We start from the raw sequence: 16,209 nt of genomic DNA on the forward strand, positions 1-16,209 counted from the left end.
GAATAAGGTTATTGTACGCCAAAAGTTTCCTTAGTGCAACTTTTTTTAATAAGGAAAGATTTTCAATTATTCATTTATCTCACTCTTCCAAGCAAGGATTTCAGCTTTCTCCAATCTTCATCCTTTAACTCGCGGACAGGCGGATTATAAAATACGCTGGCTGGATGAAAAGTTGGGAATATGTGATAAACTTCGGCAGTTTCTTTAAAAGCTCCTTCTTTGTCATCCCAATATAAAATGGGCGTTTCCATTAAGGCTCCGTGAAGTTCCGTGACTTTTGCCTTTGGCCCGATCAATCTTTGCAATCCCACATTTCCTAAGGTCACAATCAGCGGAGGCTGAACATCCCGAATCTCTGTATCCAGTATCGGTGCATGTGCGATAATTTCCTTTTTGCTTGGCGCCCGGTTGTATTTTCTTTCAAGAGTCTCCCCGTTGCGTTTGGTTTTGGTTCCCCACTTATAGGGACGGCTCCGCACCGCACTTGTAATATAAACATCTTCTCTTGCCAATCCGACACTTTCCAAAGATGCCATTAATTCTTTTCCAGCCCGTCCCGTAAAAGGAATACCGGTTTCTACTTCGTTTTCTCCTGGCGCTTCTCCCACCAACATGATTGCAGGATTTTCAGGGCCACTTCCCCAGACAAAGCCCTCAACAGGGTAACCTTCGATTCTTTTTTTCCCCAGTGCAGCTAGTTCTTCTGAAATTCTATACATTCGAATCCACTCCAATTCCTAATACGTCAGGAAACCTAACATTAAAATAAAATAACACTTGCATTATCAGAAAATATAAACTAATATGTTAACAAACCTAACATTAAGGAGGAAAAGACATGAAAAAGATTGAAACGATTATTCGGCCCTCTGTTTTCGCGGATGTTCGCCAGGCTTTGGCGCTTGAAGGAATAGACGGTTTGAGTGTAACGGAAATTGCGGGAATCGGAAAGCAGGAAGGCCGAGTCGGTTTATTCCGTGGCAATGCCTACACGATGGAATTTTCTCCGAAACTAAAATTGGAAATGGTAGTGGATGACGATAAGGTCGAAGATATCATCCAAGCTTTACTGGAATACGCTTCAACCGGACAAGTTGGAGATGGCAAAATTTTCATTTTACCTGTCGAAGAAGCAATACGAATCAGAACAAAAGAACGCGGCATTGTCGCGATTGGATAAGGAGGAGATTAGATGGAAGCAGTTCAAAGTTCAGTAGATATGTTGTGGGTAATGCTTGGGGCTATGCTGGTATTTTTCATGCATGCAGGATTCGCTATGGTGGAGTCGGGCTTTACACGTTCTAAAAACACCTTGAATATTTTAATGAAAAACATGATTACTGTTGCACTTGGGTCGATTCTTTATTTTATCGTTGGATACGCTCTTATGTTTGGCCCGTCGGCTTTCGGATTAATCGGCACAGAAGGGTTTGCCCTATCAGGGGTTGAAGACATTGGGTTCTTTGTCTTCCAGGCAGTTTTTGCCGCCACATGTGCAACGATCATTTCGGGTGCGGTAGCTGAACGGATGCATTTATCTGCTTATATCCTGTTGACAATCGCCATGACTGCTGTTATTTATCCAGTCGTCGGACATTGGGTATGGGGCGGCGGCTGGCTGTCAGAAATCGGCTTTATTGATTTCGCCGGATCTACGGTAGTGCATTTAACTGGTGCAGTTGCTGCATTTATTGCTGCTTGGAAAATTGGCCCCCGCATTGGCAAGTACAGCGGCAAGTCCGTCAATACGATTCCTGGCCACAGTTTACCGCTTGGCGCACTAGGCGTCTTCATTCTTTGGCTCGGCTGGTTCGGATTTAATGGTGGCAGCACCTTGGCAGCTGATCCTGCACTCGTGCCTCCAGTAATTGCCAATACACTCTTGGCCGCTTCTGCCGGCGTCCTTGCTACTGCAGGATATACACGCCTGCGCTATGGCCGCATTGATGCTTCATTGACCATGAACGGTGCGCTCGCAGGTCTCGTCGGAATTACAGCAGGTGCGGCAAACGTTTCCCTTATTGGCGCCATCGCCATTGGTTTGATAGCGGGAGTCATCATGACCGAAGCAATCCGTTTGTTGGATTCTAAAATTCGTGTCGATGATCCGGTCGGAGCTATTTCTGTTCACGGTATTGCAGGTATCTGGGGGACGCTTGCAGTCGGCTTGTTTGATACTACCAACGGTTTATTTTATGGAGGCGGCGTAGAAATTCTTGGACTCCAGGCAGTGGGAGTTTTGGCAGTAATTGCATGGGCTTCCATTTCAACTGGACTGGTGTTGTTCGCTATTGGCAGCCTTGTGCCACTCAGAGTGACTGCTGAAGAAGAAGAAGTTGGCTTAGACTTTTCAGAGCATGGCTCTCAGGCTTACTCCATGCAGGATGTCCTGCTTGGTTCACCGACTGGTGGCAATGATTCATTTGCGCATCGACTGAACCAGCTGGGTGACGCACCAACTTCTCAAAAACCAACTTCATAAATAAAACAAAAAAGAGGGAAATCCGGTTACTCCGGAAATCCCTCTTTTTTTCGTTCCTCCACTCTTTTTCGAAACTGGCGCTCACGCAACTCATACCAGACAGCTACTGCCACAAACCAGGAATAGCCAACAAACAAGCCGGCAGTTATATCAGAGAAATAATGCTCGCCTCCTGCCACTCTTGATAAAGCGACAAGTACCGATAGCCCGACAGCCGACAGCCAAATAAGCGTTTTGGTTTTTTTGGAGGCACTGCCTTCGGAAAGAAAGTAAGCCAGTGTAAACAAGTACAGCATACCAACCATCGAATGATTGGATGGGAAACTGAAAGATTCAAGGCCGTGTTGCAAATCTGGACGCGGACGTTCAATCCATTCTTTCATTACTTGATTCAACACATTTCCTACACCCACAGCCAAGAAGACAAACAACATTCCCCGGTAATTTTTCCGGAACAGCCACAGGTAAATAAGCAGGGCCAGACTTACACCAGCAATCATCCAAGGCTCTCCTAAAACTGACATGCCGTCGAGCAGCGGTTGTCCACCCAATAGTCCGGCCGCTCGCTGATCGATTCGAATCATAGCTGGCTCAGAATAGTTTACAAGTATGGCAAAAAAACCAAGTAAGGTCGCTACTGCCAACGGATAAAAAAGACGCTTCACGATCTCCACCTCTTCCCTCATTATTTACAGTTTATCATAAGCAAACTAAAAACCCCGCTCACCATTTCGGCAAGCGGAGATGATTGTCAGTTTCGTTATTGGCGTTCCATTACCCCATCAACCATTTTGTATACTTTGTCGCAATAATCGACTAGCCGAATATCGTGAGTCACCACAATCGTGGTTGTTTTCTTGCTTTTTGTTTCTGTCTTCAATAATTCCATTACCTCATAAGCCCGGTCCGAATCTAAAGAAGCGGTCGGTTCATCTGCTAAAATGATGGAAGGATTGCTGTATAACGCTTTAGCAATTGCCACCCGCTGGCGTTCGCCTCCCGAAAGATCCGATGGATATTTGCCCCGGAGGTCGCCAATCCCCAAATCTTTATAAAGCTGTTCAAGCTGTTCTTTGGACATATTATCTTTTTTTACTTTATCCAATAGCTTCAACTGTTTTTCCACCGTCAAGAACGGCACCAAATTAGATGCCTGCAGAATAAAACCAATTTCTTTCAAACGAATTTTAGAAAGCTGTTTATCGTTTAGCGCGGAAATGTTTGCGTTGTTAATTAAAACTTCTCCACTTGTTGGAGACAAAAGCCCGCCGGCAACCGTTAAAAAGGTGCTTTTGCCAGAACCTGAAGGCCCAATGACCGCGATCAGTTCTCCTTGTTCTGCACGAAAGTCCGTTTCTTTCAATGCGTCCACTTGTTTATGTCCTGTACCGAATGATTTTTTCACTTGTTTCATTTCCAATACCGGCATGAGTTAACCTCCAATCGCTTTTAATGGATCAATTTTTACAATCGTCAACACAGAGAAGACGGCTCCTAATATGGCAACCAAAATCAGAATCCCTCCATAGATCAGCATTATTGGTATATCAAACGATACCGGAACTGCAGCCGGCAAAAAAGCACCTGTCAGAAGCGTTAGTCCGAGGCCTACTACCACACCAATCGCAGCTAAAATGGCTGTTTGCGCAACAACTGACCGCGCCAGATAGCTGCTCGGAATTCCCTGTGCTTTCATCACGCCAAACATGCTGATTTTCTGGACAGTCAGGACGTAAAGGAATATCGCAACGATTACAGAGGAAATAACAAACAAGAAATAAATCATAAAATTTAACGTCAAGCTTTGTTCTGTATAGCCAGGAAGGCTTTCAATGAAAGTTTCCGTCTCGATTACAGCCAAATCTTGCTCATCTGTTACCTCGGAAAGATCGGCTGTCCGCACGACAACACCGCTAATTTGGCTATCAGCTTCAACATCTTCACCAAACTTCACGCGTTCAAATGTTTCCAAATCTGTATACAAAACAGGTGCGGCGTTAAAACGTGCTTCATCTGTAAATCCAACAATTTCCAAGGATTCTTCTGTAGAAGATAAGCTTAAGGTATCTCCTAACTCAAAACCATCATCTTTCAGAGAATCTCCAGCAATCACTTCATTGCCGGTGGTAAATGCAGTGCCTTCTGTTATTTCCGGCATAATAAATTCATCACTGTCAATTCCAAAAATCGACACATTGGCTTTTTGATCCCCGGTTTGCGCAATGGCATTGAGCTGTCCAAGCACAGCCGTTTCTTCAGCATTGATGCCGTCAGCTAAATCGATGGCAAAAGAAGACTGTGTCAGGCTTTGATCCGACTCCTCAGTCAATACGATGGCATCTGCTTCCCATTTGTCTACGGCTTCTCTGTTTAAGCTTGCCAGTCCGTTTGCTAAACCCGACAAGAAAAACACTAAATAAGCGACCAACATCAAAACACCGATGATCAATGTAAACCGAAGTTTATTTTTCAAGATTTCATTCCATGCCAAAAACATCTTTTCACTTCCTTTTCATTGATTAAAACAGGTGGAACTAATACTTCGTTTGTTGTACTGAAAAAAGATAACGAACCCTTCTCATAAACTAAGTATGAAACAACCAAAAAAGCTGTGTTCTTTAGTCCAGTATACTTTTTGTTATTCTCCATTATACTGCATACGCGTATCTCTTTCCTTTATCAACCTTATATAAATATAATATTTATTGCAGATTTGTGAAAACTCATCAAAAAAGGCGAACCGCTTGGGGTTCGCCTTTTCTCATCTTACAGCGTGAACGTGATAGGTGTTTTGCGATGACTCGATAACATGATCGGGTTTCGGTTTGCCGATATTGGCTTTGTGGCCTGCAATATGATCAGGATGCTTCTCCCAATTTTTCCAGTCACTTTCTGATTTCCAGCGCACATAAACGATTACTTCTTCGTCGCCTCTGCGCACATTTTTCTTCAGTACTGTACGGTCGATATAACCTGGCTGTTTTTCAAGCTTGCCTTCGCCAGAAAAGCGATTTAATACAAGTTCTGCAAATCCTTCTTTTACGACAATTCGCTTCATTTGAACGAACATACAATCCGCTCCTTTGTGTTTATTCGAATGCCGTTTGCACATCCGTTACCATTTGCGCGACAGACTGCAATCCGCCACCCGACAGGTACCAGAAGTCTGGATCCAAGTAGATGATTTTATCATTTTCATAAGCAGTTGTTTTTTGAACCAATTCATTTTCTAGAGAATCTGCAGCGCTCGCTTCGTTTCCGACAGCCGCGTTGCGGTCAACAACGAACATCATATCCGGGTTAGTTTCCAGGATGTATTCAAAAGAAATGCTTTGCCCATGAGTCGAAGCTTCAATGCCTTCATCCGCTTGTTGAACGCCGAACACATCATGAATAATTCCGAAACGAGAAGCTGCACCATAAGCACTTACTTTTCCTTCATTCGCCAAAGTAATCAATGCTTTTTCATCCGACTCACTTACTGTTGCTTTTACTTCTTCGATTTGTGCATCAATCGCTGCCAGTTCTTCAACGACTTGATCTTCTTTAGCGAAGATTTCGCCAAGAGTGGTCATGTTCTCTTCAAATGATTCCATATAATTTTCTGTATCTACTGCCATATGAATCGTTGGTGCAATATCCGAAAATTCTTCATACATTTCAGCCTGGCGCCCAGAAATAATAATCAAATCAGGCTCCATCGCATGAATCGCTTCAAAATCTGCTTCTTTTAATGTACCGACATTTTCATATTTCTCTGTGTTGCCATATTCTTCTTCAAGGTAAGCAGGAACGTTCGCTTGAGGAACCCCTGCAACAGCGTCAATTTCTAATTGGTCCATTGAATCCAGTACACCAAAGTCAAAAACCACTACCTTTTCAGGATTTTTGTTGAATGTCGTTTCTCCAAGCTCGTGTGTTACTGTCATTTCTTCTGTTTCTTCTGCTCCAGCGTTTGCCGTGTCAGATTCAGTTGTTTCTTCAGTTGATCCACAAGCCGCCAGGAAAGCGACCATCATTAGGGTGAAGGCTGTTAATAACCATTTTTTCATGTTGTTTTGAGCTCCTCTTTTTTAAGAATTGAAATACACACAAATCCGGCAATCGTTCATCTGCTGAATTGGAATATCCATATCATAGATTTCTTTTAATGCTGCACTTTGAATAATTTCTTCTGTTGTTCCATCTTTCACCACACGGCCGTTTTTCAATGCCACGATACGGTCCGAATAGACAGAAGCAAAGTTGATGTCATGAAGAACGATAACGACTGTTTTGCCGAGGTCATCGACCAAGCGGCGCAAAATTTTCATAATTTGGACCGAATGCTTCATATCCAAGTTATTCAACGGTTCATCCAACAGGATGTAATCCGTATCCTGTGCAATGACCATGGCAATAAATGCTCGCTGTCGCTGTCCTCCTGAAAGTTCATCCAGGTAGGAGTTTTCCATTTCCTTTAAATCCATGTAGTCGATTGACTGGTCCACCATTTTTTCATCTTCATCGTTCAGGCGGCCTTTTGAATAAGGAAAGCGGCCAAAAGAGACAAGCTCGCGAATGGTCAAACGGACATTCATAAAGTTGGACTGCTTTAAGATCGATACGCGTTTTGAAAATTCATTGGACTTCAACTTTTTGGTATTGGTTGAATCAATCAGCACTTCGCCGGTATCGGCATCCAACAGCCGGCTGACCATCGAAAGCAGGGTCGATTTCCCAGCGCCGTTCGGCCCGATAAAGGATGTAATCTGGCCGCGTTGAATGTTCACAGAGACATTTTCCACCACTGTTTTTTTCCCGTACAGTTTTGTCAATTCACGAACTTGGATCATTTAGATCGACTCTCCTTTAATAGTAGATAGATGAAATAAATCCCACCGATGAAATTGATGATGACGCTCAATGTCGTATTGAACGTGAAGATCCGCTCCACTACCCACTGGCCACCGACTAAGGCCACTATGCTAATGACAATCGACCCTATCAATAAAACCGAATGTTTGTATGAGGTAAAGAATTGATAGGACAAGTTGGCGACAATCAAACCGAAAAAGGTAATCGGTCCAACCAGCGCCGTGGCAATGGCAATCAATACTGCTGATAGCACCAGCATCTGTTTTACCAAGGCGTCGTAATCTACGCCCAGGTTGATGGCTGTATCACGCCCCAGCGTCAGAACATCCAGCGATGAATTTTGTTTCCAGGCAAATGCAATCAACAGGGTGATGATGACGAGGGAGGTCCACACCAAATCTGAATTGACATTATTAAAGCTGGCAAACATCCGGTCTTGGATGATTGAAAATTCATTGGGATCGATTAAGACTTGCAAGAAAGTCGTGATACTGCCAAAGAACGTTCCACAAATGATGCCGACCAACAGGAGAAAGTAAATCGGCCGATCATTCTTTTTGAAAAGCAAGCGGTAAAACAACAATGCGAAGATAACCATGACAGCAATCGACAGCATGAAATTCACTTGCTTGTTCACAATGGTTACATGATCTGATCCGAGGAAAAAGATTAACACCGTCTGAAGCAGCATATACAAGGAATCCAAACCCATAATGCTCGGCGTCAGGATCCGGTTATGGGTAATTGTCTGGAAGACAACTGTCGCATAAGCGATGGCGACTCCTGTCAGCACCATGGCAAACACTTTGACGCCACGCCGCGGCAATGCATAATCAAAACTTCCATTCAAATCATGGAATAGATAAACGCCACAAGCTGCTAAAGCCAAGCCGACTAAGATCAGCATTTTATGTAGGTCACGCATATGCTTTCCTCCTAAACAACAAGAAGAGGAAAATGAAGCTTCCGATAACGCCGACCATCAAGCTGATGGAAATCTCATACGGGTAAATCAGCACTCTTCCCAAGATATCGCACACCAGCAAGAAAATGGCTCCAAGCATTGCAGTATGCGGCAATGTTTTTTGTAAATGATCTCCTTTGAAGATCGAGACAATGTTCGGAATGATCAACCCAAGGAATGGGATAACCCCTACCGTCAAAACAACCGTCGCTGTAATCAAAGCCACGAGCACCAAACCGATGTTGACGACGCTCCGGTACTTCATCCCCAAATTTTTGGAGAAGTCTTCGCCCATTCCTGCGACCGTAAAGCGATTGGCATAGAGATAAGCGATAACAAAGACCGGAACGCTGATGTAGAGAAGTTCATAACTCCCCTTCATGACCATCGAAAAGTCACCTTGCAGCCAAGCGGACATATTTTGGATCACGTCCGCCCTGTAAGCGAAAAACGTTGTAATGGAAGACAGGATGTTCCCGAACATCAAACCAACTAAAGGAATGAATATAGCATCTTTGAATTTGATGCGGTTCAGTATTTGCATGAAAAGAAACGTGCCGGCAAGCGCAAAAGCGAACGCCACTGTCATTTTTTCCAGCATCGATGCGTTTGCAAACAACAGCATCGACACGAGAATCCCAAGCCGAGTGGCGTCTAATGTACCTGCCGTCGTCGGAGACACGAACTTATTGCGGCTTAACTGCTGCATGATGAGTCCTGCCATACTCATTCCTGCACCAGCCAGCAAAATCGCGACCAGCCTTGGCAGACGGCTGATCAGGAATATTTGTGTCTCTTCCGACTGAAAGTCAAACAAATCAACGATGCTGATACTGCTGACTCCGACAAACAAGGAAACAATCGACAGTATGATTAATGTTGGTATTAAATAACGTTTTTTCATTACTGTCCCTCATCTGTCCTCAATAAAGAATATTGATTATTCGATAATGATAATCATTATCACTTACTTACAAGTTTTAGTATAGCATGATGTAAGAAAGAGTCAATAAATAATTGAGAATTATTTTCATTTAGATGAGAAAGTTAGTCACACACGAAAGAGTGCCATCGAAAAAAGAGCGTGCCAGAAAATGGCACGCTCTTTTTCAATATTTAGCCGCTTTGCTTCTTCAGTCATCTCACAGGAATCGCCTTGCCCGATTAACCTGCAATTTCCTGAGCTTGCTCCAGCACTTCAGCAGGCACGGTGATTGCTTCGATCTCGTTGTATTCACTGTATTCAGCCTGAACATCCGACTTGATATTCATCGTTTCGCCTTCAATATTCATGTCCATATCCATCATCATGTCCATGCTCGTAGTCAGGAACGTTTCTTTGTCGATATAGATAACGTAGTTGACCGAATGAATAGTCATGTCTTCGAGTACCATCTGTGCTTCTATTTCCATTTGTCCTAAGGTTTTTTCCAATTGTTGATCCATCAACTCCTGGAATTTTTCCCCTGATGCATCGAGAGTGAGAATGTATTCCTCTTCAGACTGTTCAAATGTAAAATCTTCCTGGAACTCGGCCAACTCTTCAAGCTGTTGAGAAGGATCGGCGGTTTGCTGATCAGCCAAGCCCTTTAAATCCTCAATGCTCTCGTCTGGCATTTTCAGCCAAGTAGCCATCGTTCCTTCATACATAAACATGCCCTGATCCGTAAAATACATCTCCATGCTCATCGGATCAGCATTTTCTATATCCTCGGATACAATAGAGGTTTCTGCAGTTTGATGAAATGCCAATGGCTCAATCGTCATATCCATCGCAGAATCCATTGTCATGTTCATTTCCATGCCCTCAGCTTCCATAGCCATTACCTGATCGGTTAAAATATCTGCGTGCAAACTGGTAATTCCCTCAGAAGCTTCCATCGATTTTGTATACACCTCTTCAGCCGTTAACTCGCTGTCTTCCCCTTGTGCGGCTTCGTCTCCAGAAACCGGTTCCGCTGTTTCGCTGCAAGCAGATAGCCCTATGGCTAAAGTAGCTGAGCTCATAAACATGATCCATTTTTTCAAAACGTTCACTCTCCTCTAAGTCGTATTGGTTACCGTTCTTTTCAACACTCAACGCAATCAAACAAGTTCGTTGAGTTAGTCTCCTTAATTCTTTACGAAAAACATTGGAAATAGTTTCATATTCCTTGTTTACCCAAATTCTATTCGTTTATTTCTTCAATTTAGATTATACTTTTCATTGTGACAAGAAAAACGAGGTGGATTTTTTGAGATTAAAACATTTTTTCAGCTATTATAAGCCGCACAAACGGCTGTTTATTATTGATTTTTCAAGTGCTGTGCTCGTAGCGATTCTCGAGCTTGCATTTCCAGTGGCTGTTCAATGGTTCATTGACGACCTGTTGCCAAGCGGTGACTGGGGAACCATTACGACAATCAGTTTCCTGCTGTTGGCCGTTTTCCTATTGAGTACATTTTTACAGTATATCGTCAGCTACTTGGGCCATAAACTAGGGATCAATATCGAAACAGATATGAGAGAAGAGTTATTCACTCACGTTCAACGGCAATCTTTCCGGTTTTTTGATAACACCAAAACCGGCCATATCATGAGCCGCGTTACCAATGATTTATTTGACATCGGCGAACTTGCCCATCACGGGCCGGAAGATTTCTTTATCGCCATTATGACCTTTTTCGGAGCATTCGGCATCATGTTTTGGATCAATCCGAAACTTGCACTCGTGACGCTGATCGTCATTCCATTCCTGATTTGGCTTATCACGTTCTGCAATATTAAGATGAATCAAGCATGGGGCAGCATGTACGGCAAAATTGCTGACGTTAATGGACGTGTAGAAGACAGTGTTTCAGGAGCACGTGTGGTTCAGTCGTTCACAAACGAAGAGTTTGAAATCGAACGCTTCAAATCAGATAACGACCGTTTTCGCTTGGCAAAACTGATCGCATACAAAGTGATGGCAGCCACACATTCGAGTATTTATATGATGACCCGCCTTCTGACTTTGGTCGTCCTTGTTTATGGTGCATGGCTTAACTTCCAAGGTGAGTTATCTTACGGAGAACTTGTCAGTTTCGTCCTGTTCCTAAACGTTTTGATCAAGCCAATCGATAAAATTAGTGCATTGCTCGAGCTTTATCCAAAAGGCATGGCCGGCTTTAGCCGCTTCCGCGAATTGATCGAACAAGCACCTGACATCAATGACCGTAAAGGCGCCGTCGCTGTCGGGAACTTAACCGGTAATATTACATTTGAAGACGTTCATTTCGGTTATGATGACAACAAGCCTGTGTTATCAGGCATTGATTTGAACTTGCGTGCCGGAGAAACTGTTGCCTTTGTTGGTCCTTCAGGCGCCGGCAAAACAACCATTTGTTCATTGATTCCACGATTTTATGACATCCAGGAAGGCAGCATCTCCATTGATGGCATGGATATCCGTGACATGACCAAACATTCGCTGCGCTCACAAATCGGCATCGTTCAACAGGATGTCTTCTTGTTTACAGGAACCATCCGTGAAAACATTGCATACGGCAAACGGGATGCCAGCGAAGAAGAAATTTTAGCAGCTGCTAAAAAAGCTCATTTGGAAGATTTCGTGCTGAAATTGCCGCAAGGCTATGATACGCAAATCGGGGAACGTGGATTGAAATTGTCCGGCGGCCAAAAACAGCGCCTGGCAATCGCGCGCATGTTCCTAAAAAATCCACCAATCCTGATTCTGGATGAAGCGACATCTGCACTTGATACGCAGACAGAGCGCGTCATCCAAGAAGCATTAGCAGAGCTTGCGGAAAACCGCACAACTTTGATTATCGCGCATCGCCTCGCTACAATACGTGATGCGGATCGTGTAATCGTCGTGACAGAAGATGGGATTGCCGAGCAAGGCGGCTACAGCGAACTGCTGGAAAGCGACGGCATTTTCGCCAACCTCCATCGCATTCAGTTTCAGCAATAAAACCATTTGAATTGTGATGGCGATATAAACAAACTAGTTTAAGAGCAAGTAAAAAAGACGCATCTCATAAAAATGAGATGCGTCTTTTTCTTTTTAGCTGCCGACGACAAATTCCTGGTAGCGATCGTAATCCTCGTGGCTCATTTCTACTTTTAAGACTGTGCCTTCTTCTTCGTATTCCGTCTCCAGAATGCTGGCTTGTTCGTTCAAATAAGCGACAATGTCCCCACGATCGAATGGAATAACCATACGGCATGTAACATAATCTGCAAAAATTCGTTTTTTGACGACTTCCAGCAGTTCGTCGAGTCCTTTGCCTTCTTTTGCAGCAATCCATACACCGTCTCCGGTAACTTCTGGATAACGGACACCGGCCAGATCTGATTTATTGTAAACGTACAGCGTGGGCACATTTTCTACTCCAACAGCCTGCAAAGTCAAATTTGTCACTTCCATCATGTAGCGGTGTTCTTCATTGGAAACATCCACTACATGCAGCAGCAAGTCCGCATTTCTCGCTTCTTCCAACGTGGAACGGAACGCTTTTACCAAGTGATGCGGCAGCTTGCTGACAAACCCTACTGTATCTGTCAGCAGGAAACTTTTATTGTCTTCTAAGCGAATCTGGCGGACAGAAGTTTCGAGTGTAGCAAACAGCATGTCTTTTTCAAACACTTGCTTTTCTTCATTTTGTCCAGTTTTTGTCAACAATCCGTTCATGATTGTCGACTTTCCAGCATTCGTGTAGCCGACCAGCGAGACGACAGGCATGCCCTTTTTGGTGCGTTGTTTGCGCTGTGTAACGCGTTGGTCTTTAATATGTTCCAGCTCTTTGTGCAGTTTTGAAATCTGTTCTTCGATTTTCCGGCGGTCCAGCTCCAGCTTGGTTTCACCGGCTCCACGGTTGGCTACGCCTCCGCTGCTGCTCCCGCCTTGGCGACCAAGCGACGCACGCAAGCCAATCAATCGCGGCAGCATGTATTGAAGCTGCGCCAGTTCTACCTGAACTTGTGCTTCGCGCGTTTTTGCACGCCGCGAGAAAATATCCAAAATCAGCATCGTTCGGTCAATTACTTTGCATTCCAGGTCTTCTTCAAGATTCCGGATTTGCGATGGCGACAGCTCGTCATTAAAGATAACCAGATTCGCGTCGGTTTCTTCATAAAAAGCTTTGATTTCTTCAACTTTTCCGCTTCCCACATAATGGGAAGGATTGATGCGATCCAGGTTTTGAGTAATTTCACCGGCCACTTCAACATTGCAGGCTTCTGCTAAATTGCGCAATTCTTCCATTCCATATGCGAAATGAAGGTCTTTTTGAAGCTGGACACCGACAATGACCGCTTTTTCTTGTAATTCATCCATTTATCATGTCCTCCTAGTTCAGGAAAGAAAACTCCCTATTCGATTCCTTCATTTTACCACAGTTTCTCTGCTGCCCGGCTACAAGCGGGGCAGCCAGTACTCACCTTGTTCAAATTCAACCGGCTCTACACCTTTTTCAAAATGCACTTCTTCCAGCCGCTCTTTTGAACGACCGGTTTTTCTGAATTCAATTTGGCAATTCTCCAGCTCTAAGCTGCCGCCCAGGAGTTTCTGCCACCTCTGCACAGCTTCCTCAGGATTCCATACCCCAAAAACACAGCGTTCAATTGCCAGTTCTGCATTTGATTGCAGAATAGCGCCGTTTTCCTTTAATTTCTTGTAACGCTCTTGGTCTGATTCCTGCCATTCAATGAAAAATGGAGAAGGGAGCTGAGATGATGCCTCTTCCTCAATGAACAGCATTTTCCACTGGATCAGTTGGCCGGCTTCAGTACGCCGTTCAGCATCCAGAACGCCTGAAGTACGGATTCCCCGTTCTTTTAAATCATCATTTACTGACCGAATATTGCTGGTGCGCAAACAAACTGTCCCAAAGCCTACCTGGTCATGGAGCAGCTGCCGGGTAAGTGGATGATCGGCGCGGGAGGCAACTTCCTCCTTCTCGACCGACAACCATTCGATATAACAATCTTTTACATACAACAGCGCGTTATGTGTTCCCCAGTTGATATGCTGGCCCCCTACAGCCGCATGGAATCCTTTTTCTCTCCAGAGAGCGGTTGCCTCCTGTGGATTTTTTCGAACGAAATGAACAATATGATCCAACTTCATAAAACACCTCACAATTTTGTCATGCTATACCGTTCGCCATCTTTTCGTCAGTTTCCTTTAAGTAGTGAGAAATTGAAAATCTAAACAGGTAAAACAAAGATTTTAACAATAATTTTGATTTTTTTACCAATATGGGTGGTTTTTACGCCGCATATTCGGTAGGGTAAACTATAGAAAAACTTATAGGAGGTCACGATGGATAAAAAATTATTGAAAAATCCCGTATTTATTGTATCCGCCGCTGTTATTCTCATACTAGTTATTCTAGGCGCGGTTACACCAAATCAGTTCGGGGAAGTAGCGGGAAGTTTGTTTAATTTCACCACCTTGAATTTTGGCTGGTTTTACTTGCTTACTGTATTTGTTATCACCCTCTTCCTTATTATCATCGCATTGTCCAAATATGGCGGCATTCGGCTTGGAGCCGACAGCGACCGTCCGGAATTCCCCTTCTTTACTTGGATCGGCATGCTGTTTTCTGCCGGATTTGGAGCAGGTCTCGTCTTTTGGGGCGTAGCTGAACCAATGAGCCATTTTTTCACCACTCCTTTCGGCAATGAAGCACAAACGCCGGAAGCCGCGAGAATTGCCATGGGCTACTCATTTTTCCACTGGGGCGTCAGCCAATGGTCGGTATTTGCCATTGTCGGACTCGTTATTGGATTTCTGCAATTCCGCAAAAAGAAGCCAGGCCTGGTTTCCACAGCTTTAGAACCAGTACTCGGCAGCAAGCCGTTGGTCAAACATTCTATTGATTCTCTTGCAGTCATCGCAACTGTTATGGGAATTGCTACATCTCTTGGCCTGGGTGTTCTCCAAATGAACGGCGGACTCAATGCAGTATTTGGCATCGACAATGCTTTTCCCGTACAGTTGGGAATTATTGCAGTCATGTTCGCAGCTTATACCTTATCTTCTTCTACTGGCTTGAAAAAAGGGATTGCCTATTTAAGCAATTTGAATCTTGGATTGGCTTTGGTTCTCATGGTATTTGTTTTTATTGCAGGTCCAACCGTCTTCATTATGGAGACCTTCACATTGGCGATGGGCGACTACATCACCAACTTTGTCACTTACAGCCTTCGCCTTGAACCTTATGCAGATGGCAGTTGGGTGCAAGGGTGGACAATTTTCTATTGGGCTTGGGCAATTGCCTGGTCACCATTTGTCGGCGCCTTTGTCGCACGTGTATCAAGAGGACGGACAATCCGTGAATTCGTCATGGGCGTACTTGTCATTCCCCCGGCAATCGCTTGCCTATGGATCGCAGTCTTTGGCGGAACGGCGCTTTGGTATGACTTGAACCAAGGTACTGGTATCGCTGAAGCTGTCAACAACGACTTAACATCTGCTTTGTTCCAAACTTTTGATGTTTTGCCGCTGACAACCATTATGTCGGTTCTTGCTATTTTGCTGATTTTCACGTTCTTAGTGACTTCTGCCGACTCGGCTACTTACATTTTGGCTTCTATGACCAGTTTCGGAAGCTTAAATCCACCAACAGCGTTTAAAATTGTGTGGGGCATCTTGATGTCTGCGATTGCAGCTGTTTTGCTTTATGCAGGCGGACTCGAAGCTCTTCAAACAGCTTCGCTCATATCGGCTCTGCCGTTTACCGTACTGCTCGTATTAATGCTTTGGTCCTTCACGAAAATCATTCGCACAGAATCACCGCCAATTCGAAAATCTGAATTGCAGCGATTCAAGCGTATGGAACAGGAAGCCCGAAAGCAGCGGAATAAATGATCAACAAAAAAGCGTGTGGCTCTTCCAACTGGAAGAAGCCGCACGCCTTT

The 16,209-nt window shown here is 44.2% G+C and carries 16 protein-coding genes; 4 read left to right on the forward strand and 12 right to left on the reverse strand.

The annotated features are described in order from the left end of the window. Positions 1–74: 74 nt before the first annotated feature. Positions 75–719, reverse strand: a complete 645-nt coding sequence (locus AC4EG4_RS13085) for a uracil-DNA glycosylase (RefSeq protein WP_490979675.1) — start codon at positions 717–719, stop codon at positions 75–77. Positions 720–838: 119 nt separating this feature from the next. Here AC4EG4_RS13085 and AC4EG4_RS13090 point away from each other — a divergent pair, with 119 nt between their 5' ends. Next, complete coding sequence (locus AC4EG4_RS13090) at positions 839–1,180, forward strand: P-II family nitrogen regulator (RefSeq protein ID WP_142827327.1); 342 nt, start codon at positions 839–841, stop codon at positions 1,178–1,180. A 12-nt stretch (positions 1,181–1,192) separates the two neighbouring features. Then, a complete protein-coding gene (locus AC4EG4_RS13095; protein WP_490979674.1) occupies positions 1,193–2,482 on the forward strand; it encodes an ammonium transporter in 1,290 nt (429 codons plus the stop codon). Between the two features lie 26 nt (positions 2,483–2,508). On the opposite strand, the gene AC4EG4_RS13100 is transcribed toward AC4EG4_RS13095, so the two are convergent. The 9 genes from AC4EG4_RS13100 to AC4EG4_RS13140 form a co-directional block, all read right to left on the reverse strand. Next, a complete protein-coding gene (locus tag AC4EG4_RS13100) occupies positions 2,509–3,147 on the reverse strand; it encodes a phosphatase PAP2 family protein (protein ID WP_490979673.1) in 639 nt (212 codons plus the stop codon). A 95-nt stretch (positions 3,148–3,242) separates the two neighbouring features. Then, the gene (locus tag AC4EG4_RS13105; protein WP_490979672.1) at positions 3,243–3,911 is read right to left on the reverse strand and encodes an ABC transporter ATP-binding protein; all 669 of its coding nucleotides are present in this window, start codon (positions 3,909–3,911) and stop codon (positions 3,243–3,245) included. A 3-nt stretch (positions 3,912–3,914) separates the two neighbouring features. Next, positions 3,915–4,979, reverse strand: coding sequence for an ABC transporter permease (locus AC4EG4_RS13110; protein WP_490979671.1), 1,065 nt, complete (start codon positions 4,977–4,979; stop codon positions 3,915–3,917). A gap of 264 nt (positions 4,980–5,243) precedes the next feature. After that, positions 5,244–5,552 carry an antibiotic biosynthesis monooxygenase family protein gene (locus tag AC4EG4_RS13115; protein WP_490988076.1) on the reverse strand — a complete coding sequence of 103 codons (309 nt, stop codon included), beginning with the start codon at positions 5,550–5,552 and terminating at the stop codon, positions 5,244–5,246. A 19-nt stretch (positions 5,553–5,571) separates the two neighbouring features. Further along, positions 5,572–6,534, reverse strand: a complete 963-nt coding sequence (locus tag AC4EG4_RS13120) for a siderophore ABC transporter substrate-binding protein (protein ID WP_490988077.1) — start codon at positions 6,532–6,534, stop codon at positions 5,572–5,574. A 21-nt stretch (positions 6,535–6,555) separates the two neighbouring features. Then, positions 6,556–7,317: an iron ABC transporter ATP-binding protein gene (locus AC4EG4_RS13125; protein WP_490979668.1), complete on the reverse strand. Its 762-nt coding sequence runs from the start codon at positions 7,315–7,317 to the stop codon at positions 6,556–6,558. Beyond that, positions 7,314–8,264, reverse strand: a complete 951-nt coding sequence (locus tag AC4EG4_RS13130) for an iron chelate uptake ABC transporter family permease subunit (protein ID WP_490988078.1) — start codon at positions 8,262–8,264, stop codon at positions 7,314–7,316. Before AC4EG4_RS13130 ends, AC4EG4_RS13125 begins: the two co-directional genes overlap by 4 nt. Continuing rightward, entirely contained in the window at positions 8,257–9,207 is a 951-nt protein-coding gene (locus AC4EG4_RS13135) for an ABC transporter permease (protein ID WP_490979666.1), read from the reverse strand. The genes AC4EG4_RS13130 and AC4EG4_RS13135 overlap by 8 nt, the downstream gene beginning before the upstream one ends. Positions 9,208–9,467: 260 nt before the next feature. Further along, a complete protein-coding gene (locus AC4EG4_RS13140) occupies positions 9,468–10,331 on the reverse strand; it encodes a DUF6612 family protein (protein ID WP_490988079.1) in 864 nt (287 codons plus the stop codon). 206 nt (positions 10,332–10,537) lie between these two features. Between AC4EG4_RS13140 and AC4EG4_RS13145 the strand changes: the two genes are divergently transcribed. Next, a complete protein-coding gene (locus AC4EG4_RS13145) occupies positions 10,538–12,256 on the forward strand; it encodes an ABC transporter ATP-binding protein (RefSeq protein ID WP_490979664.1) in 1,719 nt (572 codons plus the stop codon). Between the two features lie 93 nt (positions 12,257–12,349). Here AC4EG4_RS13145 and hflX read toward each other — a convergent pair whose 3' ends face one another. Continuing rightward, positions 12,350–13,621: a GTPase HflX gene (gene hflX, locus AC4EG4_RS13150; RefSeq protein ID WP_490988080.1), complete on the reverse strand. Its 1,272-nt coding sequence runs from the start codon at positions 13,619–13,621 to the stop codon at positions 12,350–12,352. A gap of 78 nt (positions 13,622–13,699) precedes the next feature. Next, positions 13,700–14,413 carry a VOC family protein gene (locus tag AC4EG4_RS13155; RefSeq protein ID WP_490988081.1) on the reverse strand — a complete coding sequence of 238 codons (714 nt, stop codon included), beginning with the start codon at positions 14,411–14,413 and terminating at the stop codon, positions 13,700–13,702. Positions 14,414–14,608: 195 nt separating this feature from the next. On the opposite strand from AC4EG4_RS13155, the gene AC4EG4_RS13160 reads away from it, so the two are divergent. After that, on the forward strand, positions 14,609–16,159 hold the full coding sequence (locus tag AC4EG4_RS13160) for a BCCT family transporter (RefSeq protein ID WP_490988082.1): 1,551 nt from the start codon (positions 14,609–14,611) through the stop codon (positions 16,157–16,159). The last annotated feature ends 50 nt before the right edge of the window (positions 16,160–16,209 follow it).

It is taken from the genome of Planococcus sp. TJ-201 (genome assembly GCF_058268495.1).

What these genes read in the sequence shown, in the direction of transcription:
- AC4EG4_RS13085 (WP_490979675.1), bottom strand. Translation starts at nt 719, where the DNA reads ATGTATAGAATTTCAGAAGAACTAGCTGCACTGGGGAAAAAAAGAATC.
- AC4EG4_RS13090 (WP_142827327.1), top strand. Translation starts at nt 839, where the DNA reads ATGAAAAAGATTGAAACGATTATTCGGCCCTCTGTTTTCGCGGATGTT.
- AC4EG4_RS13095 (WP_490979674.1), top strand. Translation starts at nt 1,193, where the DNA reads ATGGAAGCAGTTCAAAGTTCAGTAGATATGTTGTGGGTAATGCTTGGG.
- AC4EG4_RS13105 (WP_490979672.1), bottom strand. Translation starts at nt 3,911, where the DNA reads ATGCCGGTATTGGAAATGAAACAAGTGAAAAAATCATTCGGTACAGGA.
- AC4EG4_RS13110 (WP_490979671.1), bottom strand. Translation starts at nt 4,979, where the DNA reads ATGTTTTTGGCATGGAATGAAATCTTGAAAAATAAACTTCGGTTTACA.
- AC4EG4_RS13115 (WP_490988076.1), bottom strand. Translation starts at nt 5,552, where the DNA reads ATGTTCGTTCAAATGAAGCGAATTGTCGTAAAAGAAGGATTTGCAGAA.
- AC4EG4_RS13120 (WP_490988077.1), bottom strand. Translation starts at nt 6,534, where the DNA reads ATGAAAAAATGGTTATTAACAGCCTTCACCCTAATGATGGTCGCTTTC.
- AC4EG4_RS13125 (WP_490979668.1), bottom strand. Translation starts at nt 7,317, where the DNA reads ATGATCCAAGTTCGTGAATTGACAAAACTGTACGGGAAAAAAACAGTG.
- AC4EG4_RS13130 (WP_490988078.1), bottom strand. Translation starts at nt 8,264, where the DNA reads ATGCGTGACCTACATAAAATGCTGATCTTAGTCGGCTTGGCTTTAGCA.
- AC4EG4_RS13135 (WP_490979666.1), bottom strand. Translation starts at nt 9,207, where the DNA reads ATGAAAAAACGTTATTTAATACCAACATTAATCATACTGTCGATTGTT.
- hflX (WP_490988080.1), bottom strand. Translation starts at nt 13,621, where the DNA reads ATGGATGAATTACAAGAAAAAGCGGTCATTGTCGGTGTCCAGCTTCAA.
- AC4EG4_RS13155 (WP_490988081.1), bottom strand. Translation starts at nt 14,413, where the DNA reads ATGAAGTTGGATCATATTGTTCATTTCGTTCGAAAAAATCCACAGGAG.
- AC4EG4_RS13160 (WP_490988082.1), top strand. Translation starts at nt 14,609, where the DNA reads ATGGATAAAAAATTATTGAAAAATCCCGTATTTATTGTATCCGCCGCT.